Raw genomic sequence first — 21506 nt, forward strand, 5'->3', positions numbered from 1 at the left:
CATGGGCGGATTTTTTGTTTCTGGAGAACCGTTATGGCAGACCGATTCCTGCACGGGATTGAACTCATCGAAATCGAGGACGGCGGGCGCACGGTGCGTACCGTCAAGTCCTCGGTCATTGGCCTGGTGGGCACGGCGCCCCAGGCCTCCACTGCCCGCACCGCCACCCTGACCCTGGGCCAGGGCGAGGCCGCACTGACTTTCACCGCCAAAGCCCCGGGTGCGCTGGGCAACACCCTGCGCGTCCAGATCCACGCCGCTACAGCACCGGAGGCACCACTGGCGGTCAATCTGGACACCCGCAGCCCAGGCACCCCTCTGATCGACGTGACCCTGGCGACCAACACCCAGGGCGAGCGCATCAGTACGGCCGCTCAAGTCGCCCAAGCGCTAATGGCCGAACCGACGATTGCTGACCGCGTCAGCGTTACGGCCGGCGGCGATGGCTCGGGGGTGGTGGCGGCCACCCTCGGTTCGCGGGGCCTCGACGGCGGGATGGACGAGCCGTTTCCGCTCAATGTCCCGGTGCTGGTCAACAACCGGCGCTTGGCCGCCCACCTGGGCGAATCCGGCACCTTGCCCCAGGCGCTGCGGGCCATCCAGGACCAGGCCTCGCCCTTTGTCTACGTGGTGCGCGTCCCGGAAGGGACGACGCTAGATGAGACGATCAATGCCGTCATCGGCGGCCTCGATCCGGCGACTGGGCAACTGGCAGGCATCGCGGCACTGCAGGAAACCCGCGCGGAAATGAAGTCGCGCATCCTGATCGCCCCGGGGTTCAGCCAGCACAAGGCCGTGGCCGATGCACTGATCGCAGTGGCCCAGAAGACCCGGGGGATTGCCGTGATCGATGGGCCCAACACCAACGATGAGGCCGCCATCAACTACCGCGCCGAGTTCGGCAGTGACCGCGCCTACGTGGTCGATCCCTGGCTGGTGGTGCGCGCTCGCGATGGCTCGGAGCTCGTCGAGCCGCCTTCGGCGCGCGTCGCCGGCCTGATCGCCCAGTCCGACGAGACGCGGGGCTTCTGGTTCAGTCCGTCCAACCAAGTGGTGGCTGGCGTGCTGCGACCCGCGCGTCCGGTGTCCTGGGCGATCAACGATCCCAACACCCAGGCCAACTACTTGAACGAGTTCTCGGTGGCGACCTTCGTGTCGCACGACGGCATCCGGCTGTGGGGCAACCGTACCTGCGCCACCGACAGCCGCTGGGCCTTCCTGTCGGTGCGGCGCACCGCCGACATGATCAACGAGTCACTGGTCAAAGCGCACCTGTGGGCGGTGGATCGCAACATCACCCGCACCTACGTCGAGGAAGTGACCGAGATGGTCAACGCCTACCTGCGCCAGTTGAAGGCCCAGGCAGCGATTTTGGGTGGACGCTGCTGGGCCGACCCAGAACTCAATACCGCGCAGGCCATTGCCGATGGGCGGGTGTACTTCGACTTTGATTTCACAGCGCCGTACCCGGCCGAGCACATCGTGTTCCGCTCGCACCTGGTGGGTGACTACCTCGAGGAGATTCTGTAATGGCCATCGAACTGCCGCACGTCTTGAAGAACATGAACCTGTTTGTCGATGGCCGGGGTTACGCCGGGCGGGTCGATGAGATCAAGCTGCCCAAGCTCACCCTGAAGACCGAGGAGCATCGCGCCGGAGGGATGGACATCCCGGTCGAGCTCGAACTGGGCATGGACAAGCTCGAAGCCGAGCTCACCCTCTCGGACTTCGATCCGGAAGTCTTCAAGCTCTTTGGGCTGCTGGATTCCACCCGCACCCAGATCACCCTGCGCGGGGCGATTCAGGCCCAGGGCACAGTGGCCCGGCCGGTGATCGTCAATCTCGCCGGCGGCTGCAAGGAGATCGAGGCCAGCGCCTGGAAGCCCGGCGACAAGAGCACGCTCACCCTACAGGTGGCGGCGCATTACTACAAGCTCACCGTCGCTGACGAGGAACTCGTCGAGATTGACGCCGTGAACCTCGTGCGCAAGGTCGGCGGAGTCGATCAGATGGCCGAGATTCGTGCCGCGATTGGCGTTTGATCACACACCCAGGAGAACGATCCCATGAAACCCATCCCCGAACGCATCACCCTCAATTTCCCCATCGAACACGACGGTCTGCCGATCCAGGAGATCGCTTTGCGCCGCCCCACGGTGGGCGACCACCTGGCTGCGCAGAAGTCGGCCGGCACCGATGCCGAGCGCGAGATCCGGCTGATCGCCAACCTGGCCGAGCTGCCGCCGGCCGCCATCCACCAGCTGGACATGAAGGACTACGCCCAGTTGCAGAAGGTGCTGGGCGGTTTTTTGCAGTGAATCCGGGTGAGCTCTCCGCCCTCGTGGTGGAGCTCGCCCTCTACACCCACTGGCCTCGATCCGAGTTGCTTGCCCTGGAGGTGAGAGAGTTGGTCGAGGCCTTGTCGTTGGCGCGGCGGCTGTCGCCTGCCACGGCCACATCCTGATTTTGTCGTTTCCCGAGGTACGCCATGGCCACTGCGCATCCCGTTCAGATCAGCATCGGTGCCACGCTGGCGGCTTCCCTGGGCTCGGCGGTGCGCGGTGCTCAGGCCCAGCTCAACCAGTTGGGCAGCACGATGGCCGAACTGGGCAACAAGCAGTCGGGTATCAAGCAGCTGGAGACCTTGCGCACCCAAGCCAAGGATGCCGCCCTGGCCATGCGTGCTGCCCAGCAGAAGGTCTCTGGACTGGAAGCGAACATCGCCAACCAAGGTGGCGAGCCTTCGGCCAAGCAAGCCCGCGAACTCGAACGGGCGCGTGCCGCAGCGACGCGTGCCGAGGAAGCCTACCGTCGCCAGCGCTCGGCCGTCGATGAACTTAGCGCCTCTTTGCAACGTGCTGGCGTCAACACCCGTGCCATGGGCAGCGAGTCTGCGCGCCTCGGTAGCCAGCTGGAGACCCTGCGCACCCGCACCGAAGCCCTGACCCGTGCCCAGCAGGCACAGGCCCGCAACCTGGAGAGCCGCAGCGCCTACCGTGCCCAGATGATGGATGCGGTGGCCCTGGGCGGTGCGCTGTATGGCCTGGTGCAACCGGCTGTCCAGTTTGAGTCGGTGATGGCCGACGTCAAGAAGGTGGTCAACTTCGATACGCCGGATCAGTTCGGGCAGATGAGCAAAGATGTGCTGTTGATGTCGACGCGCATCCCGATGGCCGCTGACGGCATCGGCGCCATCGTCGCGGCCGCCGGCCAAGCCGGCATCGCCCGCGAGGAATTGCTGCGCTTTGCCGAGGACGCCGCCAAAATGGGCGTGGCCTTTGACCTGTCGGGCCAGCAGGCCGGCGCGGCGATGGCGGGCCTGCGCTCGATCTTCGGGTTGACCCAGGACGAGGTGGTGAAGTTGGGGGATGCCATCAACCACCTCTCGAACAACATGGATGCCAAGGCGTCCGATCTCTTGAACATCGCCAACCGGGCCGGTTCGACCGCCAAACTCTTCGGCCTGTCCGGCGCACAGTTGAATGCTTTGGGCGCGACCTTTCTGGCGCTCAAGACGCCCCCGGAGGTGGCGGCTACCGGCATCAATGCCTTGCTGATGAAGTTGGCCACCGCCGACAAGCAGAACGAGAAGTTCCAGCAGGGCTTGCAGGACATCGGGCTGTCGGCCGAGGTCATGAAGCAGATGATCCAGCGTGACGCCCAAGGCGCGCTGACCACCTTCCTGCGGCAGGTCAAAAACGCCCCCGACCTGATGGGCACGCTGTCGGATCTCTTCGGCATGGAGTACGCCGACGACATCGCCAAGCTGGTGGGCTCGATGGAGACCTACGAGAAGGCAGTGGACCTGGTGGCCGATCAGACGGCCTACGCCGGCTCGATGCAGAAGGAGTACGAGGCGCGCTCGGCCACCACCGCCAACAATCTGCAGCTCCTCAAGAACCAGATGAGCCGGCTGGGCATCACGGTGGGCAATGCGCTGCTGCCGGCCTTGAACAGCCTGGTGGGCGCGTTGATGGGGCCTATCGATAGCCTGGCCCATCTCGCCGAACGGTTTCCCATCGTCACCCAGGTGGTGGTGGGCACCGTCGGTGCCGTGCTGGGCTTGAAGGTGGCCACCATCGCATTGGGCTATGCCTGGACCTTTGTGAAGGGGCCGATCCTCGGTGCCCAGGTGGCGTTTCAATCGGCGCGGGCAGGACTTGCGCTGTTGCAAGTGCAGGCAGCAGCGACCGGTGCCAGCAGCGGGTTGTTGTCACTGGCCTGGGCGCGGATTCAGACGGGCGCCCTCGGGCTGATCGCGCCGATCAAGTCGGCGGCGCTGGCTTTCTGGGGCATGCTGCCGGCCATTGGTGCCACCACGACTGCGCTCTTGACCAACCCGATCACCTGGATCGTCGCTGGCATCGGGGTCGCCGTCGCAGGCCTTGCCTTGGTGATCCGCAAATATTGGGACCCCATTGCTGCCTATGTGGGTGGCGTGTTCCAAGGCATTCGCGCCGCAGTGCAGCCGGCCATCGCGAGCCTCTCCACGGCGCTGGCGCCACTGGCACCGATTGGGCGGGCGGTCGCGTCGGTGTTCGGATTCATCGCCGATGCGATCAGCGGCCTGGTCGGCTGGGTGGGCGATCTGCTCGCTCCAGTGACGCTCTCCAAGGATGAATTCGACAGCCTCTCGGCATCGGGCCAGTCCCTGGGGACGGTGATCGGCAGCGTGTTGAGCACGGCTTTTACGGCACTGACGTTTCCGATCCGGGCCGTGGGCACCCTGGTGGGCTGGGTGATGGAAGGCTTTCGGTGGCTGGTGTCGTTCTCGCCGCTGGCTGCACTGCAAGCCGCCTGGCAACCCCTCTCGGGGTTCTTCGGCGGCCTGTGGGGCAGCGTGGTCAGTGGTGCGCAGTCGGCCTGGCAGCAACTCACTGCGGCTTTGGGATCTTTCGCGCCCTTGCAGGCACTGCAGTCGGTTCTGGGGTCGATGCTGAGTGCGCTCGGCAGCCTGCCCGGCCAGTTCATGAGCCTGGGCAGTGCGATGCTGCAAGGCCTCGCCCAAGGCGTGCGCAATGCCGCAGAGCAGGCCGTCGCCGCTGTGGGAGAAGTGGCCGCTGGGGTGCGTGACCGCTTCAAGGCGATGCTGGGCATCCACAGCCCGTCGCGGGTGTTCGCCACGCTGGGCAGCGCGCTGTCGCTTGGCCTGGCGCAAGGGGTGGCGGCGGCCGGGCCGGCGGTGGTGAGTGAAGTCGGGCAACTGGCCCAATCGCTGCAGGCCGTGCCGTTGTCGCTGGCCAACCCTGACGTGGTATCGCCAGCACAGGGTCTGCGGCTGCCCTCGCCGGATCGGCCTTCGATGGGCTTGGCCGTGCCGCCGGACTGGGGCGTGTCGATCCGTCGTGATGGGGCCAATCAGGGTGACGAGCCTGTTCTCCCTCGTTCAATGCGTGCGGTGCCGTCTGGTCAGATCTCCACACCCGGGAGCCCGTCACTGGCGGCACCGTCTTCGTCCAGCGCACCGCACACGCCCGGTGCGCCCTCGATCCACTTCGCGCCGCAGATCACCATCCACGCACCTGCGGGCAGCGACCCGCAGGCACTGGCCGATCTGCTCGACAGTCGGCTGCGCAGCCTGATCCGGGAGGCGCTGCGCGGCTCCAGCGCGGCACTGCACGACTGATTTGCTTCTTTCCTGTTGCGGAGGTTGGCCATGGCCGAACGTGTGATGTTGGCCCTGGGGCCGTTTCGTTTCGAGATGGGGCACGCGACCTACCAGAGCCTGGCCATGAGCCAGTCCTGGCGCTGGCCCGAGCAGGCCCGTATCGGGCGCGAACCCGCGCTGCAGTTCACTGGCCGCGAGCCTGCCGAGATCCGGCTGCAGGGCGTGCTGTTTCCGGGGTTCGATGCCGGCTTGGCACAAGTCGAAGAGATGCGCGAACTGGCCGACCGAGGTGAGCCGCTGCAACTGGTCGATGGCCTGGGCCGGGTGTGGGGGTCGTGGGTGATCGTCGAAGTGGGCGACACCCGCAGCGTGCTGATGGACGACGGCCAGCCGCGCCGGGTGGGCTTTGAAGTGAAACTCAAGGCCTACGGTGAGGACGAGACCGTCACCGATTACTCGGGTGGTTGGAGCCCGTTCGCGGTGCTTTCGGTCATCGATTCGGTGCTCACCGATCCCATTGGCGCCATGGATGACCTGCTCGGATCGTTGCCCGGTTTGCTGGAAGAAACAGGGACCAGGAGCGATGTGAGCACGGTGACCTCGGTCCATACCGCCCTGAAGGAGCTGCTCGCCGCCTTCGGCCCCAGCCTCAACGGCCTGCACAGCCAGCTGAGGTCGGCCGGCCTCACGATCCCCGCCATCGATCCGCTGGTGCAGCAGGTGATCACGGCTTCCAATGCACCGCTGAGTTCCTCTGCTGCGCTGGACACACAGATCACCGCCTTGCTCACCGCCATCAATGCGCTGTGGACCACGGCCGCCCAGATCCAGGCGCGCATCGACCCGGTGCTCTACAGCCAGCGCCACAGCGAGATCGCCGGCGAGCTCATCGCCTTGCTGGAAAAAACCCGCACCGCCTTGGTCTGGTTGCAGGAGGCCTTGCCATGAGCCGCAAGACATTCGACGCCCAGGTGGTTACCGCCCGCGAGGGCGAGATGCTCGATGCCCTGGTCTGGCGGCACTACGGCCGCCTCGACGTGCTGCCGCTGGTGATCGAAGCCAACCGGCCACTGGCACGGCTACCGGTGGCGCAGATGCTGCATTTGCCGGGAGGTACGCCGGTGTTGATGCCCGCACTTCGCGACCAGCCCGTGCTGCCGCTGGTGCGGATCTGGTCGTAGAGGAGACGTGCGATGCAACCCACCTTCCTGATCCTCGCGGACCGCACCGACATCACCCGCGCCGTGGCCGACCGGCTGCTCGAACTGGTGGTGACCGATGAAGCCGGTCTGTCCTCGGATACCCTGCGCCTGACGCTGGATGACCGACGCCGCGCCGATGGGGCGATTGCGCAGTTGCCCAAGATCGGCACGGTGCTCGAAGTCTCGCTGTCCTACGCTGGCCGCGCCTGGGTGGCGATGGGCAAGTTCATCGTCGATGAGATCGAAATCCGTTCGCCCCCAGCGACGCTGTCGGTCTCAGCCAAGGCGGCCGACATGGTCGGGCCGTTTCGCAGTCCCAAGACGCGCTCCTGGGAGGCGACGACGCTCGGGGCCGTGGTCGAAGCCATCGCTACAGAACACCGCTACCAGGCCAAGATCGACCCCGAACTCGGTGCCATCGCTGTTCCCCATCTGGACCAGACGGCCGAGTCGGACATGGCGTTGCTGACGCGTCTGGCCACGAAGCACGATGCTGTAGCGAAGCCTGTCGCGGGCTTTCTGGTGCTGGCTCGCCAAGGTGCGGCCAAGACCATCACCGGTCAGGTGCTGCCGACGCTACGGCTGGAACCCGAGCAACTGGCGCAGTGGCGCTACCAGCACAGCGCACGCAAACCGGCTGGTACCGGCAGCGCCCAAGGGGAAAACGGCCAGTCGCCCCCGCAGGTCAGCACCGGCGGCACCAAGGCTTATTGGTGGGACTTCGAGAAAGGCGAGCGCCGGGAAGTGACCACCGGATCGCCGCCCTTCGAGGAAATCCGCTACGTCCATGCTACGGAAGCCGAGGCCAAGGCCGCAGCGGCCACCCGCAAGAACACCGGTGAACGCGGCCAGGGCGAGCTCTCGTTCAGCCTGCCGGGCGATCCCAGGCTGGCGGCAGAAGGCCGGCTGTCCATCCATCTGCGCCCGGGCATCCCCACCGACTGGCGCATCAAGCGCGTCGAGCACCGCCTCGGTGCCCAGGGCTACACGACGCAGGTCGAGTGCGAGCGCTTCACCGCCGCCCCCGTTCCCATCACCCAATCTGAGTAAGGAGGCCACTGTGCCCGAAAAAGATCCTTCGACCTACGGCCTGATCACCTACCTGTGGGTGACGGGTCTGGCTGCCTGGGGTGGCCTGGTCAATTTCTATCGCAAGGTGAAGTCGGGCGAAACCCGGGCCTTCAACGTGGTCGAGCTCATCGGCGAGATCGCCACCTCGGCGTTTGCCGGGCTCATCACCTTCTGGCTGTGCGAGGCCGCGCAGTTCAATCCGCTGGTCACGGCAGCCTTGGTCGGTATCTCCGGCCACATGGGCAGCCAGGCCATCTACCAATTGGAGCGCTGGGCGCAGACGCGCTTGGGTAATTCGACCAGCAAGGAGCGGTCATGAACCCCATCGAACAGATTCTGGATGACATCCTGCGACGGGAAGGCGGCTACGTGAATCACCCGGCTGACCGGGGCGGGCCGACGAACTTCGGCATCACCGCGCAGACGCTGGGCAACTGGCGCAAGCTCGGTCGCCCCGCCACGGTTGCTGAAGTGCAGGCGCTGACGGAAACCGAAGCCCGTGCCCTCTACCGCCAGCAGTACATCACCGGCCCAGGGTTCGAGGTCATCACGCATCCGGCGCTGCTGCATTTGCTGGTCGATGCCGGTGTGCATTCCGGACCGAAGCGAGCGGCGCAGTGGTTGCAAAGCGCTCTCGGCGTCACGGCCGACGGCGTGATCGGTCCCAAGACCAGCGCGGCACTCGCACAAGCTGACCAAGGTGTGCTCTACGGCAAGGTGCTCGGCCAGCGCCTACGCCACCTCGGTCGGCTGATCACCAACGATCCGAAGCAGTCGGCCTTCGCCGCTGGCTGGATGAACCGAATGGCGGAATTCGTGGAGGGCACGGTATGACCCCGATACTTACCACCTTGGCCCCGGGCTTGCTCGAAGCCGGCAGCCGACTCATCGACCGCCTGGTGCCTGACCCAGCCGAACGTGAGAAAGCCAAGCTCGCGCTGCTGCAGGCCGAGGGGCAGCTGGCGCTGCAGGAGATGCAGACCAGCCTCTCGGCGATTCTGGCCGAGGCCAACTCGGCCGATCCCTGGACCAGCCGGGCACGCCCGACGTTTCTGTACGTGATCTACGGCGTGATCCTGCTGTGCGTGATTGGCGCCATCATCGGTATCTGGTGGCCCACGCACGTCTTCCAGGCGGCGGAGAACCTCAACAAGCTGCTGGGTGCGGTGCCCGAGAGTCTGTGGTGGCTGTTCGGTGCTGGCTACCTGGGCTACACCGGCGCGCGCAGCTTCGACAAGTGGCGCGGGCCGGCTCGGTGACTGGTGCTGCCCGGCACGACAACCTGAAACGACGATCCCCCGATCTCACTGCCTGCATGGGTAGTGGGGTCGGGGGTGTTGCGTTTGGGTTGCCACCAGGCCTTCTTGAATGGATCAAATCAGGTCATTTTTTGGTATCGACTTGCAAAATGGGTCTAAATGGGTCTATTATTGGATCATGTTACGAACTGATACCCTTCGGATCACCCCAGAGATCTTGGCGCTGATCGCCAAGATCGATGAGTTCAAAGGCGCTTGGCGTGCCTTGGGGACTCTTGCGCCAGAGCGTCTGTCGGCTTTACGACGCGTGGCCACCATCGAGAGTATTGGCTCTTCGACGCGGATCGAGGGCAGCAGGTTGACCGATCGCGAGGTCGAACAGCTGCTAGCCAACCTAGAGATCAAGCGGTTCGAGACGCGTGACGAGCAGGAAGTCGCGGGGTACGCCGAGGTGATGGACGTAGTGTTCAACGCCTGGCAAGACATCCCCTTCACCGAGAACTACATCAAACAACTGCACCAGATTCTGCTCAAGTACAGCGACAAGGATGCTTGGCACCGGGGACAGTACAAGACCAGCACCAACAGCGTGGCCGCCTTCAACGAGCGCGGTGAGCAGATTGGTGTCGTCTTTGAGACTGCCTCCCCGTTCGACACGCCACGGTTGATGACAGAACTCGTCAATTGGGTGAATGAACAGCGCGAGTCCAAGCTGTTGCACCCACTACTGATTGCAGCGATCTTCGTGGTGGTGTTTCTGGAGATTCATCCCTTTCAGGATGGCAATGGCCGGCTCAGCCGTGCCCTCACTACGTTGATGCTCTTGCAGGCGGGCTATGCTTATGTGCCATACAGTTCACTCGAGAGCGTGATCGAACTCAACAAGGAAGCGTACTATCTGGCGCTGCGCCAGACCCAAGGCACGATTCGTACCGAGGCTCCGAACTGGCAGCCATGGCTGGTGTTTTTTCTGCGTTCCCTGGCCGAGCAGGTGCGGCGGCTGGAGAAGAAGATCGAGCGCGAGAAGCTCTTGCTTGCCAAGCTTCCGGAATTGTCGCTGCAGATCGTGGAAATGGTTCGCGAGCGCGGGCGGGCCACGATGGCTGAGATTGTTCAAGTTACAGGCGCCAACCGCAACACGATCAAGCACCATCTGCGTCGTTTGGTAGAACACGGACACCTCAGCCAGCAAGGCAGCGGCCGAGGTGTTTGGTACACGTTGCGCTGATCACACCCTGCCTGCCAGCGCCTGCCCTGCCACCGGCCTCCGCCCCACGACACTCCCCACCACATTGACCGCCTCGAGCATCGCCTGTGGCGACAGGTGCGCATAGCGCATCGTCACCTTGGGATCGTGGTGGCCGAGGAGCTTTTGCACCTCGTACAGCGACCGTCCGGCATTGACCAGGAAACTCGCGTAACTGTGGCGCAGGTCATGCAGCCGTACTTCCTCCAGCCCGACCTTTTTGCGGATCGAGTCCCAGGCATAAAAGATCGACACCGGCGGCTTCTTCGTCTTGGGGTTGAAAAACACCCAGGGGATGTCCTCCTGCCGTGGCAGCGCTTGCAACAACTCGATGGCCGCATCCGACAGCGGAATGTGGCGTGGCTTCTTCGACTTCGAGCGCGCCGCCGGCACCGTCAGCATCCGCCGGTTGAAATCGATCTCATCCCAGCGCGCATCCAGGATCTCCCGCTTCCTCGCCCCGGTGTAGAGCAGCAGCCGGATCACCTGGCCCACCTGCACATTGCGGTTGGTGTCCAGCTCGTCAAACAGCCGCTGCACCTCCTCGGTGGTCAGGTACCGTTCTCGCGCACCGTGGTCCTCAAAGGGCTCGACGCCATCGCAGGGGTTGCTCTTGGGCGGCAAGATGTCCCAGCGGATCGCGCAGTTGTAGATGAACTTCATCAGCACGATCATCCGGTTGCAAGTCCCGGCCGCGTAGCCCTTCTCGAACACCGCGTGGTGGAAGGCCACCACATCCGAACGGGTGATCCGGTTCATCCGGAAATCGGCAAACACCGGCAGCAGGTGATTGCGCAGCATCGTCTCATCCGTTTCCCAGCTGCGCTTCCTCGTCTTGGCGTAGGGCAGATAGCGCTCGGCCACGAAAGCACCAAAGGTCGGCACATCCTTGAAGCGGTGGCTCTCCACCTTGGGGTCACCACCCTCGGTCACCATCTGCTTCATCTTGTGCGCCTTGGCCCGGGCGTCCGACACCGAAATCTCATCGGCCCGGCCAATCCGGTTCAGTCGCACCTTGCCGGCGGCATCGCGGTAGCGGAAGTAGAAGGTCGCTCCGCCACTGGCGCGATGCTCCAGCAAGAAGCCCTTGATCTCCGTATCGAAGTAACTCACGGCCCCGGAGGCAGGCTCGCGACCTGGCAGCGTGGCCAGGAATTCGGTCGTCAACGCTTGTGCAGGCATCGTCGTGCTCCTCTATCTATTGAGGGTCATGTTACGATACAATGCGCCGAAAAAGACACAAAAAAAGTCTAATCAAGCAGAAATATTTACCTACCAAGACCGAGCAAAAAGAAGGAGTCGACCATGATCGACGGAAGACAAATCCGCGCCGCGCGCGCGATGCTGGGCTGGAGCCGGGAAGACCTGCTCAAGGCCTCGGGCATCTCGATGTCAGCGCTGCTGCGCATGGAAGGAGCGCTGGCCGACAGCCGAGGCTCCACGCTGAACAAGGTGGTCAAGGCCCTGACCCTGGCCGGCATCGAATTCGTCACGCGCGATGACGGCGCGATTGGCGTCATTCTCAAGGCACAAAATCCGCCTGATCCGCCACAATGAGCACAGCATCCTGTGCCACCCCAAAAGGCACAAAGGCCACCTGATGAGACACATTGGGTGGCCTTTGTACTAGATGGCTTCGGTTGGTAGGTAGTTGGTACGTCGGATTGGCTGCAAATTGCGTCTATATAGATAGGTGACGCGGCTAAGTCTTTGAAAAGACAAAGGAAATATCCGATCAGACTGAAAATATGCCTTTTGCGGTAGGAAAGTGGTCGGAAGTGGGTGCTTCGAGGGCTGCGAAACGCGCGTAAGTCTTTGACTTACAAAGGGATTGCAGAGTAGCTGGCTATTACGCTCACTACGGGTACGGACAATCTGACCGGCACGTCGGGCAACGACACTTTTACCGCTGGCGAGTCCGGTGGCGTAGCAACCCTGACGGTTGGCGACCAGATCAACGGTGGTGCAGGCAACGATACCCTGAACTGGATTCAAACCGCTGCCGTCACTGGCCTGCCCACTGGTGTGACTCTGACCAGCATTGAAACCGTCAACGTCACCTCTGGTGGCGCTATCACGCTGAATACCGCGTCTAATTTTGCAGGCCTGACTGCGCTGAACACCACGACTTCTGGCGCTCCGCAAACCTTGACCGCTGGCGCGACCACTGATGTCACCGCAACTGCTGGCGCCCAAGCTGCTAACGCCGTTGCTGTCAATGGCGGCAAGAATGTGACCGTGAATGCGACCGGTGTGACGACCGGTACCGTTACCGTGGGCGGCACGACGGCTGCGGCTGGTGCAGTGGTGGTTAATGCAGCAGGTACGCTGGCTGATGGTACAGGCGGCACGACGCTGACGATGGGCCAAGTCTCCGTCACGGGTGGCACGAAGGTTAATGTCGACGTGAAGGGTACCGTCACGGGCGGATCGGATGACGCGACTGATGCATTGACATTGAGCGCGGTCAACGTTACCGGCAATGCCTCGACGACCGAAGTTAGCGTGTCTCAAACCGCTGCTCAGACTCGAGTCGCTGGCGCCGCTGGTGTGGGGCGTGCAGCAATCGTAAACGGCCAAGTGACTGTCACCGATGTCAACGCTGCTTCGGCTACTGCTGCAGGCACGATTGCTACCGTCACCCTCAACAACTACGGCAACTCCACCATCGACTCCAGCGCGCTGACCACCGTCAATCTCTCTGGTACTGGTGGCACCCTTGGAATTAGCCGTGGCGCACTGACCGCTACCCCGACCGCCAACACGCTGAACCTGAACGTGAGCGGCCTGACCGCTGGCGCGATCACCGACGCAGAAGCTGCTTCTGACGATGGTTTCACCACCATCAACTTGGCTTCCACCGGTACCGCTTCCACCATCGCGGACCTGATCGCTGCTGACGCAACCGCGCTGAACATCTCTGGCGACGCCAAGGTGACTCTGACGGCTCAGACGATGGCCAATGTCAAGACCATCACCGTGACCAACACCGGCGGCGCTTCGCTGGGCACCGCTCTGGCTAAGGAAGGTCTGCAAAACCTTCCTGCCAGACTGCCGGGATGGGACAATAGCGACATGAAGCAGATGAGTCTGGAGGCGCCGATGTATACGGGCTTTGAGCTGCGCGCCAAGCGCACCCGCAAGCGTGCGTTTTTGGAGCAGATGGACCGTGTGGTGCCGTGGGCAGAGTTGGTCGCACTCATCGAGCCGTATGCGCCGAAGGCGGGTCCCAAGGGTGGGCGGCCACCCTTTGCGGTAGAGAAGCTGCTGAGGATTCATTTTTTGCAGCAGTGGTTTGGTCTGTCGGACCCGGCGGTGGAGGAAGCCTTGTACGACACGCCGCTGCTGGCGAGCTTTGTTGGTCTGGACCTGGGGGTGGATGTCGTGCCGGATGAGAGCACCATCCTGCGCTTTCGCCACCTGCTGGAGCAACACGGCCTGAGCCAGCGTATCCTCGAGACGGTCAATCGCATCCTGACCGAGCGTGGCCTCATGCTCAAGAGCGGCACCATCGTGGATGCCACGCTCATTGCTGCTCCCAGCTCGACCAAGAACGCCCGCCGTGAGCGCGACCCTGAGATGCACCAGACGAAGAAGGGCAACCAGTGGTACTTCGGCATGAAAGCGCACGTTGGGGTCGACGCCGAGACAGGGCTGGTACACACGGTGGTGGCCACCGCTGCCAACGTCTCGGATGTGACGCAGGCGCATCGGCTCTTGCACGGGCAAGAGACCGACGTCTTTGCCGATGCGGGCTATCAGGGAGTGGACAAGCGAGCGGAAAACCAGGGCAAGCAAGTCGCTTGGCACGTGGCCATGCGGCCGGGCAAGCGCCGGGCATTGGACAAGCGCACTTTTCTTGGCCAGGTGATGGATGCCTTGGAACGCACCAAGGCGCGCATTCGTGCCAAGGGTGAGCATCCGTTTCGGGTACTCAAATGCCAGTTTGGCTACCGCAAGACGCCCTATCGAGGCTTGGCCAAGAACGGCGCGCAGCTCAACGTCCTGTTTGCGCTGGTCAATCTGTGGCTGGCGCGCAAAGCCTTGCTGGCTGCGACGGGATAAGTGCGCCCGCAGTGGGCTCACTGGGGCCGGATGAGGCTGCAGAGGGCCCACGAAGGGGCTTGCTGGAGCCCAAGAACCGTTCAGCATCTGTTTCGATCCCATCCTACGAAACGATATTGACCCTGAACTCGTCGCCACGAACGAGTGGGCGGGGTAGTGCAGAGGTTCCCTAACGACGTGCTGTTCGTTGGTGGCGCTGGCGCCGATGCCATCTCGATTGGCGCGACCACCAAGGCTATCAACATGGGTGCGGGTAATGACGTTGTGACCCTCTCTTCGGCGACCTTGGGCACCGGTGGTACCCTGAACGGCGGCGATGGCAAGGACACCCTGGTTGCCAACACCAACGGTTCTTCCTTCATTGCTGACCCGGCCTTTGGTGGCTTCGAAGTCCTGCGTGTTGCAGGTGCTGCTGCTCAAGGTAGCCATAACGCCAATGGTTTCATCGAGCTGGAAATCGGGAATACGGCTGGTGCGACGACCTTCACCAATGTTGCTGCTGGTGTCGGTCTGACCGTTCTGGGTAACCCGACCGGCGGTACCACTGTGACGCTGGCGAACGCCACCGGCACGAATGACACCTTCAACCTCACCCTAAAGTCTGCCTCCGCCTTGACTGCCGGTAGCGTGACCCTGGCCGGCGTTGAAACTGTCAACATTACGAGCACCGATACTGACACCACAGCACATACAAACACGCTGACCCTGGTGGCCACCGCTGCCAAGTCGGTTGTGGTGACCGGTAACGCTGGTCTGAACCTGACCAACACCGGCAACACTGCCATCACCAGCTTCGACGCTAGCGGTGTGACTGGCGCTGCTGCTGATGCAGCTGCTCTGGCTGTGACTTTCGTCTCTGCCAACGTAACCGTTGCTGAGAATGTCACGATCAAGGGCGGTTCGGGTAACGATTCGCTGACTGGTAGTGCCACGGCTAACGACAGCATCTTTGGTAATGACGGCGCTGATACCCTGGTTTACACCGGTGGCGCTGACGTGTTCACAGGCGGCGCAGGCAACGATACGTTTGTTGCCGGTGTAGCAGGCACAAAAACGGCCTACCTGACCATCGCTGATGCAACTGCTGGTGACATCATTGATTTGTCTGCATTGGGTACTGTCGCAGCAAAAACTGCTGCTCAAATGCTCGCAGCTAAGGTCACGCTGGGTGCTGCCGCTACATTTGACCAGTACTTGGACGCCGCTGCAGCAGGTGCTGCCAACACTCTTGCGTGGTTCAACTTTGGTGGTGACACGTACTTGGTCGTTGACCAGTCCGCCGGTAATTCCTTCGTGTCGGGCACCGATGCCGTCATTAAGCTGGCCGGCGTTGTGTCCTTGGGCACATCGAGCATTTCTGCAACTGAGCTGTTGACTATTGCCTAATCTCCCCCGGAGACAAGCACCCGCCCTCGGGTAGGTGCTTGAGGTGATTGAAACCCTGTCCTTCTCACGAGGGGCAGGGTTTTTTCCATAAGGGCCTTGCGGGTGAGCAGGGGCTTTACGGAAGAAATGACAAGGAGTTATCGCCATCGCCAAACCAGATCCTGCCCTGATCGCCGTGCTCATCAACCGCGAGCACAGCCGCCTGTCGAGCCAGGTCAAGACGCTGGAGAAGATGCTGCACGCGCCGTTCTCTGACAAAGAGCGCCAGCGACTGATCCAATTGGCCGCCAACTGGCGCGCGTTGCTGGCCTTTGACGACGGCGCTCCGAAGCTGGCCGACGCGCTGGAGGTGTTCATCGCCGCCTACCGGCAGCGCTCACCCGACCAGGAGAGGCTGCACGACGAGGTGGTCTTCCAGGCTGGCGTCTACCGCATGGGCCACTGGGCACTGGTCAAGCACTTCATCCCCGGCGTCACCGACTGCCTGGACAACTTCGGCAGCGTCCTACCCAAGCACCGCGAAGCCTTCAAACGCCGATACGAGGCCGAGGGTAAACTGTCTGTCGAAGCGCAGTCGCAACTGCTCAAGGCCCAGTACGCTCTGATCCCCAATCGCCGCGACCCGTACCGGCACGAGGAATTGAAGCGCCGAGGACTCGTCACCGCCGACGGCATCGTGCCCATGGGCGTGAAGGAGGCGCTGGCGCTGATTGAGCGCGAGGAGGCGCAGGCAACACAACCGGCCAAGCGCGGTGTGGTGGCGTGGGTGGCGGAGAGGTTTCGGCGGCGGTAATCCGCCCACCTGAGCCAGGAGCGGCTGCGGGAGGCGGTGGAGGTGGTGGCTGTGAGGTGAGGCTGCTTACCCGTAGGCAGCCATGCGGAATCGGACGCGATCAACAACCTCTCTGAACTGCTCCATCAATCGCTCCTCTGAGGTTTCAATATCGAGGCCGCTCCAGTTCAGTCGTGGTGTTGCAACCACCTTTATCCCTGTTGTCGTCTGGATTTGGACTGTGTCGATGGGATTGTCAGTTTCCGCAGTCCATTCGGCCAGCCGTTGCAACGCACGCTCGATTTGGCTTTCGGTGAATTCGCTCAGAGATTCGGCTCGACGGGCAAGCTCGGCGGCCGCGTCTGCCGGGAATAGTGCAGCGCCCTGGTCGAAAGCATTCCAAATACGGTGCGAGATGTGCGCCTGGTGCAGGAAACGAAATGTCTCGACGGTAGGCAGTGAAGTGAAATCCTGGCCGGGCTTCATTTTTACGACAAAAGCGCGCTGTTGCTCAGGTCGGGGAAGCGGCTGCCAGCCGACGATATGCACTGGGCCGAACGGTTCATCGGGTCGCGCCATGCTGCACATGAGCGCAGGGGTGATTCGGTAGATGACGCCAGTAGCGAGATTGTCGGTGACCGGCTCATATTTGCGCAGAACTGAATTCCATGCACAGGTGGCGAAGAAACTGGCAACGTCAAAGTTGCTGGTGACATCCAGCATATCGGTGGCCAGTCCGTAGTGTTGCGCGAGTCCCTCTCGGTCAACGTACAGGGGCGAATCCCAAAGCCTTATCCGTTCAGCCAAGTTCACCATCGGGTGCTCGCCAATGGCATCCTCGAAGGCGATACGGCGGCATAGGGCCAAGAACTGATCCTCGACTTTCTCCAGCCTGGCCAGCGTGGGGATGCAGCGCGGATATGCCTGTGCCTGCCCCCTGTACATCTGCATCGAAAACTCGGTGCCAGAGATCAATCGGATGCAGCCATTCTCGTCGGCAATGGCATGCAGGCCTTCCAAGTCATCGGTGACTAGGCCGGCAGCGTGGCCAAAAAGGTGGATCTGTCGGCCGGTGTTAATTGCCGGGATCGCGAGCCGGTCACGGAGTTCGTCAAGGTTGGGCAGGATAGGCATTCTGCGAAGCTCACACCGGGATCAGCCGAACTTCCATCGGCGTCGGAATGGCGCTGAGTTCGCCATGGGTGAATTGCCAGTGCGTCGTCTCGACGGTTGGGTAGTAAGCGCGCAAGAGTTGCATGATCGCGCCCCAGTGCTCACCATCCGTACGGACAAAGTGGACGCGCTTCAGAACCTCGCCCAGAACTGGAAGCGCGCCAGATCTTGGCGCCAGTAGGCGAATTTCTTTTTCATGCGTCCAGTCGGTGTGTTTGATCGAGGCGGCTCGTGTTGCAGTCCGGCGTCCCCATTCTCGGCTGACTTCCTCTTCAAGTGACAGCTTGTGCAAAGCATCAAGACTGGCGTCGGGATGCTCTTGGGCGAGCTCAAGGAACACATGGCGCCAGTCCTCGGCACGGTTATGAACGCGCGTCTCGCCGTGGTACTGCACGTCCGTTGCCCAGAGCTGATGTCGCTCAGCGATCTCATGGCTCCATTCCAACTCGAAACAAACACCAGATGCATTGTCGGCATAGTAGGCCCACATCGCTTGGTGATCCGGGCGTTGCGCTGCCGAGAAAATGCCGATCTGGTCTGTGAAAGCCTGCAGGTGCTGGCATTCCCGGGCGTGAGCTTCCGCTATATCAGCCATGCCACGCTGATCGAGTTCGAGTGCAGGCCCACCGCGCTGCTGGCTGATCTCACTGTAGGTCTGCGCCATCACCCGAGTGAAGTTCTGTGGGGTGTCGTGGTCGTACTTGGCCTCAAGCGTGTCGTTGAGTTTCGACGGTTTGGCGAAGTACAGCGAGCCTTCCGCCAAGCAACGGAGCGCGGCAGCGGGGCTGCGGTATTTGAAGCAGGTCAGTCTTGTAGTCATGGATCTGAATGAACTCAATAAGGCTTCTGTTTTCGGGAAATGAACCGGTCATAGCTATCCTCCACCGGTTCCTGGTCCCGCCGCCGCCAGCGCTTCTCCGCCTCCGGCATCACCAGCAAGGTCAGCGTGTAGCCGTAGTTGCCGGCCACCTTGGTCATCTCCATGATCGGCATCTTGGCCGGCTCGCGCGCGAACCAAGCCTGCGCTCGGGTTTCATGGGAAAAGCATACACCAGCATCTTGTGCTCATCAACGCTTGACGATCCGCCCAGCGCTGGGTTCTGACAGGCTGGCATCGACCACCTGGTACCAGCGGATCAACAACAAACGTGGTAATTCCAGCGAGAGATAATCAGCTTCTCGTATATTCCATTTCGTCATATGCTGTACAAAATAACAGTGATAGAGTAGCTGCAATCCGTCAGCTGAACCTTCCCGGCACAAGTTCAGTGAAGTCACGTGTCGAGGTCGTCAATCAAGGTGCCGGGGCACTGCGAGACGGAGGGCCGGCGAGCGCGGGGCGGCTACTTGTCTTGGCGCGCAACGCCGATTTCAGGTTTGATACGGAGTTGCCATGAGCGTCTTCAACCCACCCCATTTCCTGCGTCACATTGGTATGCCGACGCTGCGCGAGTTCACCGAGGCCCATGTTCTCGGCCCGCACTTGACGCTGGACTGGACGCAGGAAGAGGCGACGCTGCCGGCCATGGTGAGTCAGGCGGTTGAAGCGCTGGCCACGGAACTGCCGACGCGTGAGATGACGCCCGAGGAGCGCAAGGCGATTGCCGATGCGCTGGGCTACTGGTATGACGACCTGCGCCGCTGCCACCTGATGGCCAACCCGCTGGCGGTCGAGGAATTCCAGCTTACGTGCGCCGACGATGAGGAGGTGTTGGCTGCCTTTGCCGACCGCGACGACCGTGAGAAGGCGATGTGGATGTTCACCTTCCGCGATGAGGCCTTCCGCCAGACCGAACTGCACCTGTCCTTCCTGGCCAAAACCCACGGCAAATACTGGAAGAAGCACCGGATCGAAGCCGGGCTTGATCCCACGGCGGATCGTGCAGCGCTGGAAGCGTTCAGTCAGGCGGTGGCCGACATTTACAAGAAGGCTGGTGCCGGCAAGTCCACGCACATCGAGGTCAGCCAGCGCGAGCACCACATCCAGATCACGCTCTACGTCGAAGGCCCGGTGACCGCCCTGGCGCATTTCAGCCAGAACCATTTCAGCCGCATCACCACCCGCATCGCGCTGGAAACGGCGCTGCTCTATGACCCGCAGACCGGGTTCGTCGAAACCATCGTCAAGGGCGGTGCCAAAAACCACAAGGCGGTGCTGCAACTCTTCGGCAAACATCTGGTCGGCCATGAGATCAAGCCGGAAGAGATCGAGCCCAAGCGCTACCGCCTCAACGCCCTGCGCGATGGGCTGGACCCCTTCGAGGACTGGGGGCGTTATGGCATTCGCAAGGTGCGCCTGCGTCGTGCCCAGTTCACGCCGATGAACAGCAGCGGCGAGATCATTCACTTTGAAGCGTCGGAAGCCGAATCCGACCCCGACGCCTTGGCACTCGCCCGCGCCCGCCTGAAGGTCAGCCACGCCTTCGAGGCCGAGTACAACCTCGACGGCGCCACGCTGATGGTCTACCCCACCGAAAAAATCCGCCGTGGCCATTTCAGCTTCAACGTTTTCTCCTCGGGCTCGTCCACCATCAAGAACCTGCCAGCCAAGCATCAGCCCATGGCCCAGGCGGTACTGCGCGCCCTGAACGTCGTCGATGGCGATGAGCCGGTGCCGACGATCACCGCGGAGTCCGATGCTGATGCGGCAGCGCTGGCGGTATGAGCACGGCCCAGGTAGAAGCGACGACGCTCTTGTGCCGACTGCTGGATCAACAAGACACCCGCATCAACGGCAAGGCGCTGTTTGAAGGGCCTTGGGCGCCAGCTGCGCACTCCCTGTTCAGGGAGCGACTGTTACGGTTCACCGGCGATCTGGCGTCGGCGACCTGCTACGACTGCTGGATCGAATTGGCACGCGTGGTCGATGATCCGCCCAAGTCCTATGCCGTGGGTGACAACCAAGTGCTGCAAATGTGCCCGGAATGCGGACCCATTGTGGCACCGGCCTACATCCGTAAAACCTACCAACCTGCCGCCGAGCAGCTGATTACGCACCTGATGATTGGCCTGGGGCTGATGCCGCAGGGCGTGCGTGTGATCCAGCCGGGTGTGGTCTGGCGGCTGGGCACCACCCAGCCTCGCGCCGGCCAACTGCATACCTGGTACTTTGCCCGCACTTTGCACGAGCTTGCTGTCGCCCAAGCCTTGCGTGAGCACCTCCAAGGCGAGGGCGTACTGCAAGATGCCATGATCCTGACTACCAGCGAGACGCCGCTGCCGGCCTTTTCGCCACTGGCCGGGGCTCAGGTCAGAACGCTGCACACAGTGGGGCGATTGGGCCAAAGCACCTTCGAGTTCTTCGACAACCGCCTCAAGACGGGCGGTGCCCAGGTCGTGGCAGCGGATGAGCGCTCGCATACCAACACACTGCGTTACACAGCCAGCGAGGCGCTTGTGTATTGGCAAGGTCAGGCGATCAGACTGACTCGCCAGCAAAAGGCCATCCTGGTGGCGCTGATCGACAGCCGCGATCACGAATTGGGGCGCGATGCATTACGGGCGGCAACGGGCTCCAAGGACGAGAAGTTCTCGCCCAGCAAGACCTTTCAGCGCATCCCCGAGGTCTACCATGGCTTCATCCACTACGACGATGACGAGGAGCGCTATGCCCTCAAGATCAGCGATGAGGATGCGTACTGGCTGAAATAGCACATCCATACCCCCCCCTCACACAAGAACCCGGCTGGCGATCCCAGACCGGGTTTTTTGCATTCTGCAGGCA

General features: G+C 62.4%; 21 protein-coding genes. 17 read left to right on the forward strand and 4 right to left on the reverse strand.

Annotated features, from left to right (window positions below):
• Positions 1-33: 33 nt before the first annotated feature.
• From ACPYIS_RS06175 to ACPYIS_RS06225, 11 genes are all read left to right on the forward strand, one after another.
• Positions 34-1530, forward strand: a complete 1497-nt coding sequence (locus ACPYIS_RS06175) for a phage tail sheath subtilisin-like domain-containing protein (protein WP_424894906.1) — start codon at positions 34-36, stop codon at positions 1528-1530.
• Positions 1530-2042 carry a phage major tail tube protein gene (locus tag ACPYIS_RS06180; protein WP_424894905.1) on the forward strand — a complete coding sequence of 171 codons (513 nt, stop codon included), beginning with the start codon at positions 1530-1532 and terminating at the stop codon, positions 2040-2042. The genes ACPYIS_RS06175 and ACPYIS_RS06180 overlap by 1 nt, the downstream gene beginning before the upstream one ends.
• Before the next feature lie 24 nt (positions 2043-2066).
• On the forward strand, positions 2067-2318 hold the full coding sequence (locus tag ACPYIS_RS06185; RefSeq protein WP_424894904.1) for a phage tail assembly protein: 252 nt from the start codon (positions 2067-2069) through the stop codon (positions 2316-2318).
• 170 nt (positions 2319-2488) lie between these two features.
• Positions 2489-5626, forward strand: a complete 3138-nt coding sequence (locus ACPYIS_RS06190) for a phage tail tape measure protein (protein WP_424894903.1) — start codon at positions 2489-2491, stop codon at positions 5624-5626.
• A gap of 30 nt (positions 5627-5656) precedes the next feature.
• Positions 5657-6556 carry a phage tail protein gene (locus tag ACPYIS_RS06195; RefSeq protein ID WP_425974024.1) on the forward strand — a complete coding sequence of 300 codons (900 nt, stop codon included), beginning with the start codon at positions 5657-5659 and terminating at the stop codon, positions 6554-6556.
• The gene (locus ACPYIS_RS06200) at positions 6553-6789 is read left to right on the forward strand and encodes a tail protein X (RefSeq protein WP_425974025.1); all 237 of its coding nucleotides are present in this window, start codon (positions 6553-6555) and stop codon (positions 6787-6789) included. Before ACPYIS_RS06195 ends, ACPYIS_RS06200 begins: the two co-directional genes overlap by 4 nt.
• 12 nt (positions 6790-6801) lie before the next feature.
• Positions 6802-7860 carry a phage late control D family protein gene (locus ACPYIS_RS06205; protein ID WP_424894900.1) on the forward strand — a complete coding sequence of 353 codons (1059 nt, stop codon included), beginning with the start codon at positions 6802-6804 and terminating at the stop codon, positions 7858-7860.
• A 10-nt stretch (positions 7861-7870) separates the two neighbouring features.
• The gene (locus ACPYIS_RS06210; protein ID WP_425974027.1) at positions 7871-8200 is read left to right on the forward strand and encodes a phage holin family protein; all 330 of its coding nucleotides are present in this window, start codon (positions 7871-7873) and stop codon (positions 8198-8200) included.
• Complete coding sequence (locus ACPYIS_RS06215; protein WP_425974029.1) at positions 8197-8715, forward strand: glycoside hydrolase family 108 protein; 519 nt, start codon at positions 8197-8199, stop codon at positions 8713-8715. The genes ACPYIS_RS06210 and ACPYIS_RS06215 overlap by 4 nt, the downstream gene beginning before the upstream one ends.
• Positions 8712-9140: a holin family protein gene (locus ACPYIS_RS06220; RefSeq protein WP_424894897.1), complete on the forward strand. Its 429-nt coding sequence runs from the start codon at positions 8712-8714 to the stop codon at positions 9138-9140. Before ACPYIS_RS06215 ends, ACPYIS_RS06220 begins: the two co-directional genes overlap by 4 nt.
• Positions 9141-9357: 217 nt before the next feature.
• Positions 9358-10368, forward strand: coding sequence for a Fic family protein (locus ACPYIS_RS06225; RefSeq protein WP_424894896.1), 1011 nt, complete (start codon positions 9358-9360; stop codon positions 10366-10368).
• On the opposite strand, the gene ACPYIS_RS06230 is transcribed toward ACPYIS_RS06225, so the two are convergent.
• Entirely contained in the window at positions 10369-11568 is a 1200-nt protein-coding gene (locus ACPYIS_RS06230) for a tyrosine-type recombinase/integrase (RefSeq protein WP_424894895.1), read from the reverse strand.
• 123 nt (positions 11569-11691) lie between these two features.
• On the opposite strand from ACPYIS_RS06230, the gene ACPYIS_RS06235 reads away from it, so the two are divergent.
• From ACPYIS_RS06235 to ACPYIS_RS06250, 4 genes are all read left to right on the forward strand, one after another.
• Positions 11692-11943, forward strand: a complete 252-nt coding sequence (locus ACPYIS_RS06235) for a helix-turn-helix domain-containing protein (protein WP_424894894.1) — start codon at positions 11692-11694, stop codon at positions 11941-11943.
• 1518 nt (positions 11944-13461) lie between these two features.
• Positions 13462-14451, forward strand: a complete 990-nt coding sequence (locus tag ACPYIS_RS06240; protein WP_066708478.1) for an IS5 family transposase — start codon at positions 13462-13464, stop codon at positions 14449-14451.
• A gap of 177 nt (positions 14452-14628) precedes the next feature.
• Positions 14629-15837, forward strand: a complete 1209-nt coding sequence (locus tag ACPYIS_RS06245; protein ID WP_425974030.1) for a hypothetical protein — start codon at positions 14629-14631, stop codon at positions 15835-15837.
• Positions 15838-16012: 175 nt separating this feature from the next.
• Positions 16013-16630 (forward strand): hypothetical protein, encoded by a 618-nt coding sequence (locus tag ACPYIS_RS06250; protein ID WP_424894893.1) that lies wholly within the window; start codon positions 16013-16015, stop codon positions 16628-16630.
• Positions 16631-16696: 66 nt separating this feature from the next.
• Here the strand turns inward: ACPYIS_RS06250 and ACPYIS_RS06255 are convergent, their stop codons facing one another.
• The 3 genes from ACPYIS_RS06255 to ACPYIS_RS06265 are packed head-to-tail and all read right to left on the reverse strand — an operon-like array spanning position 16697 to position 18766.
• Positions 16697-17743: an FRG domain-containing protein gene (locus tag ACPYIS_RS06255; RefSeq protein WP_424894892.1), complete on the reverse strand. Its 1047-nt coding sequence runs from the start codon at positions 17741-17743 to the stop codon at positions 16697-16699.
• A gap of 10 nt (positions 17744-17753) precedes the next feature.
• The gene (locus ACPYIS_RS06260) at positions 17754-18602 is read right to left on the reverse strand and encodes a DUF2971 domain-containing protein (RefSeq protein ID WP_424894891.1); all 849 of its coding nucleotides are present in this window, start codon (positions 18600-18602) and stop codon (positions 17754-17756) included.
• Positions 18603-18616: 14 nt separating this feature from the next.
• A complete protein-coding gene (locus tag ACPYIS_RS06265; RefSeq protein ID WP_424894890.1) occupies positions 18617-18766 on the reverse strand; it encodes a hypothetical protein in 150 nt (49 codons plus the stop codon).
• A gap of 409 nt (positions 18767-19175) precedes the next feature.
• Between ACPYIS_RS06265 and ACPYIS_RS06270 the strand changes: the two genes are divergently transcribed.
• Entirely contained in the window at positions 19176-20447 is a 1272-nt protein-coding gene (locus ACPYIS_RS06270) for a glycine hydroxymethyltransferase (protein ID WP_425974032.1), read from the forward strand.
• Positions 20444-21433: a hypothetical protein gene (locus ACPYIS_RS06275; RefSeq protein ID WP_424894888.1), complete on the forward strand. Its 990-nt coding sequence runs from the start codon at positions 20444-20446 to the stop codon at positions 21431-21433. Before ACPYIS_RS06270 ends, ACPYIS_RS06275 begins: the two co-directional genes overlap by 4 nt.
• Positions 21434-21506 lie beyond the last annotated feature (73 nt).

Source organism: Tepidimonas sp. HKU78 (assembly GCF_049860815.1).
Taxonomy (GTDB): Bacteria; Pseudomonadota; Gammaproteobacteria; order Burkholderiales; family Burkholderiaceae_C; genus Tepidimonas.

Excerpts from the sequence above, each read along its gene's own strand:
- ACPYIS_RS06175 (WP_424894906.1), top strand. The coding sequence starts at position 34 with ATGGCAGACCGATTCCTGCACGGGATTGAACTCATCGAAATCGAGGAC.
- ACPYIS_RS06230 (WP_424894895.1), bottom strand. The coding sequence starts at position 11,568 with ATGCCTGCACAAGCGTTGACGACCGAATTCCTGGCCACGCTGCCAGGT.
- ACPYIS_RS06240 (WP_066708478.1), top strand. The coding sequence starts at position 13,462 with ATGAAGCAGATGAGTCTGGAGGCGCCGATGTATACGGGCTTTGAGCTG.
- ACPYIS_RS06255 (WP_424894892.1), bottom strand. The coding sequence starts at position 17,743 with ATGCCTATCCTGCCCAACCTTGACGAACTCCGTGACCGGCTCGCGATC.
- ACPYIS_RS06270 (WP_425974032.1), top strand. The coding sequence starts at position 19,176 with ATGAGCGTCTTCAACCCACCCCATTTCCTGCGTCACATTGGTATGCCG.
- ACPYIS_RS06275 (WP_424894888.1), top strand. The coding sequence starts at position 20,444 with ATGAGCACGGCCCAGGTAGAAGCGACGACGCTCTTGTGCCGACTGCTG.
- ACPYIS_RS06205 (WP_424894900.1), top strand. The coding sequence starts at position 6,802 with ATGCAACCCACCTTCCTGATCCTCGCGGACCGCACCGACATCACCCGC.
- ACPYIS_RS06185 (WP_424894904.1), top strand. The coding sequence starts at position 2,067 with ATGAAACCCATCCCCGAACGCATCACCCTCAATTTCCCCATCGAACAC.
- ACPYIS_RS06235 (WP_424894894.1), top strand. The coding sequence starts at position 11,692 with ATGATCGACGGAAGACAAATCCGCGCCGCGCGCGCGATGCTGGGCTGG.
- ACPYIS_RS06220 (WP_424894897.1), top strand. The coding sequence starts at position 8,712 with ATGACCCCGATACTTACCACCTTGGCCCCGGGCTTGCTCGAAGCCGGC.
- ACPYIS_RS06265 (WP_424894890.1), bottom strand. The coding sequence starts at position 18,766 with ATGGAGATGACCAAGGTGGCCGGCAACTACGGCTACACGCTGACCTTG.
- ACPYIS_RS06180 (WP_424894905.1), top strand. The coding sequence starts at position 1,530 with ATGGCCATCGAACTGCCGCACGTCTTGAAGAACATGAACCTGTTTGTC.
- ACPYIS_RS06195 (WP_425974024.1), top strand. The coding sequence starts at position 5,657 with ATGGCCGAACGTGTGATGTTGGCCCTGGGGCCGTTTCGTTTCGAGATG.
- ACPYIS_RS06215 (WP_425974029.1), top strand. The coding sequence starts at position 8,197 with ATGAACCCCATCGAACAGATTCTGGATGACATCCTGCGACGGGAAGGC.
- ACPYIS_RS06200 (WP_425974025.1), top strand. The coding sequence starts at position 6,553 with ATGAGCCGCAAGACATTCGACGCCCAGGTGGTTACCGCCCGCGAGGGC.
- ACPYIS_RS06190 (WP_424894903.1), top strand. The coding sequence starts at position 2,489 with ATGGCCACTGCGCATCCCGTTCAGATCAGCATCGGTGCCACGCTGGCG.
- ACPYIS_RS06260 (WP_424894891.1), bottom strand. The coding sequence starts at position 18,602 with ATGACTACAAGACTGACCTGCTTCAAATACCGCAGCCCCGCTGCCGCG.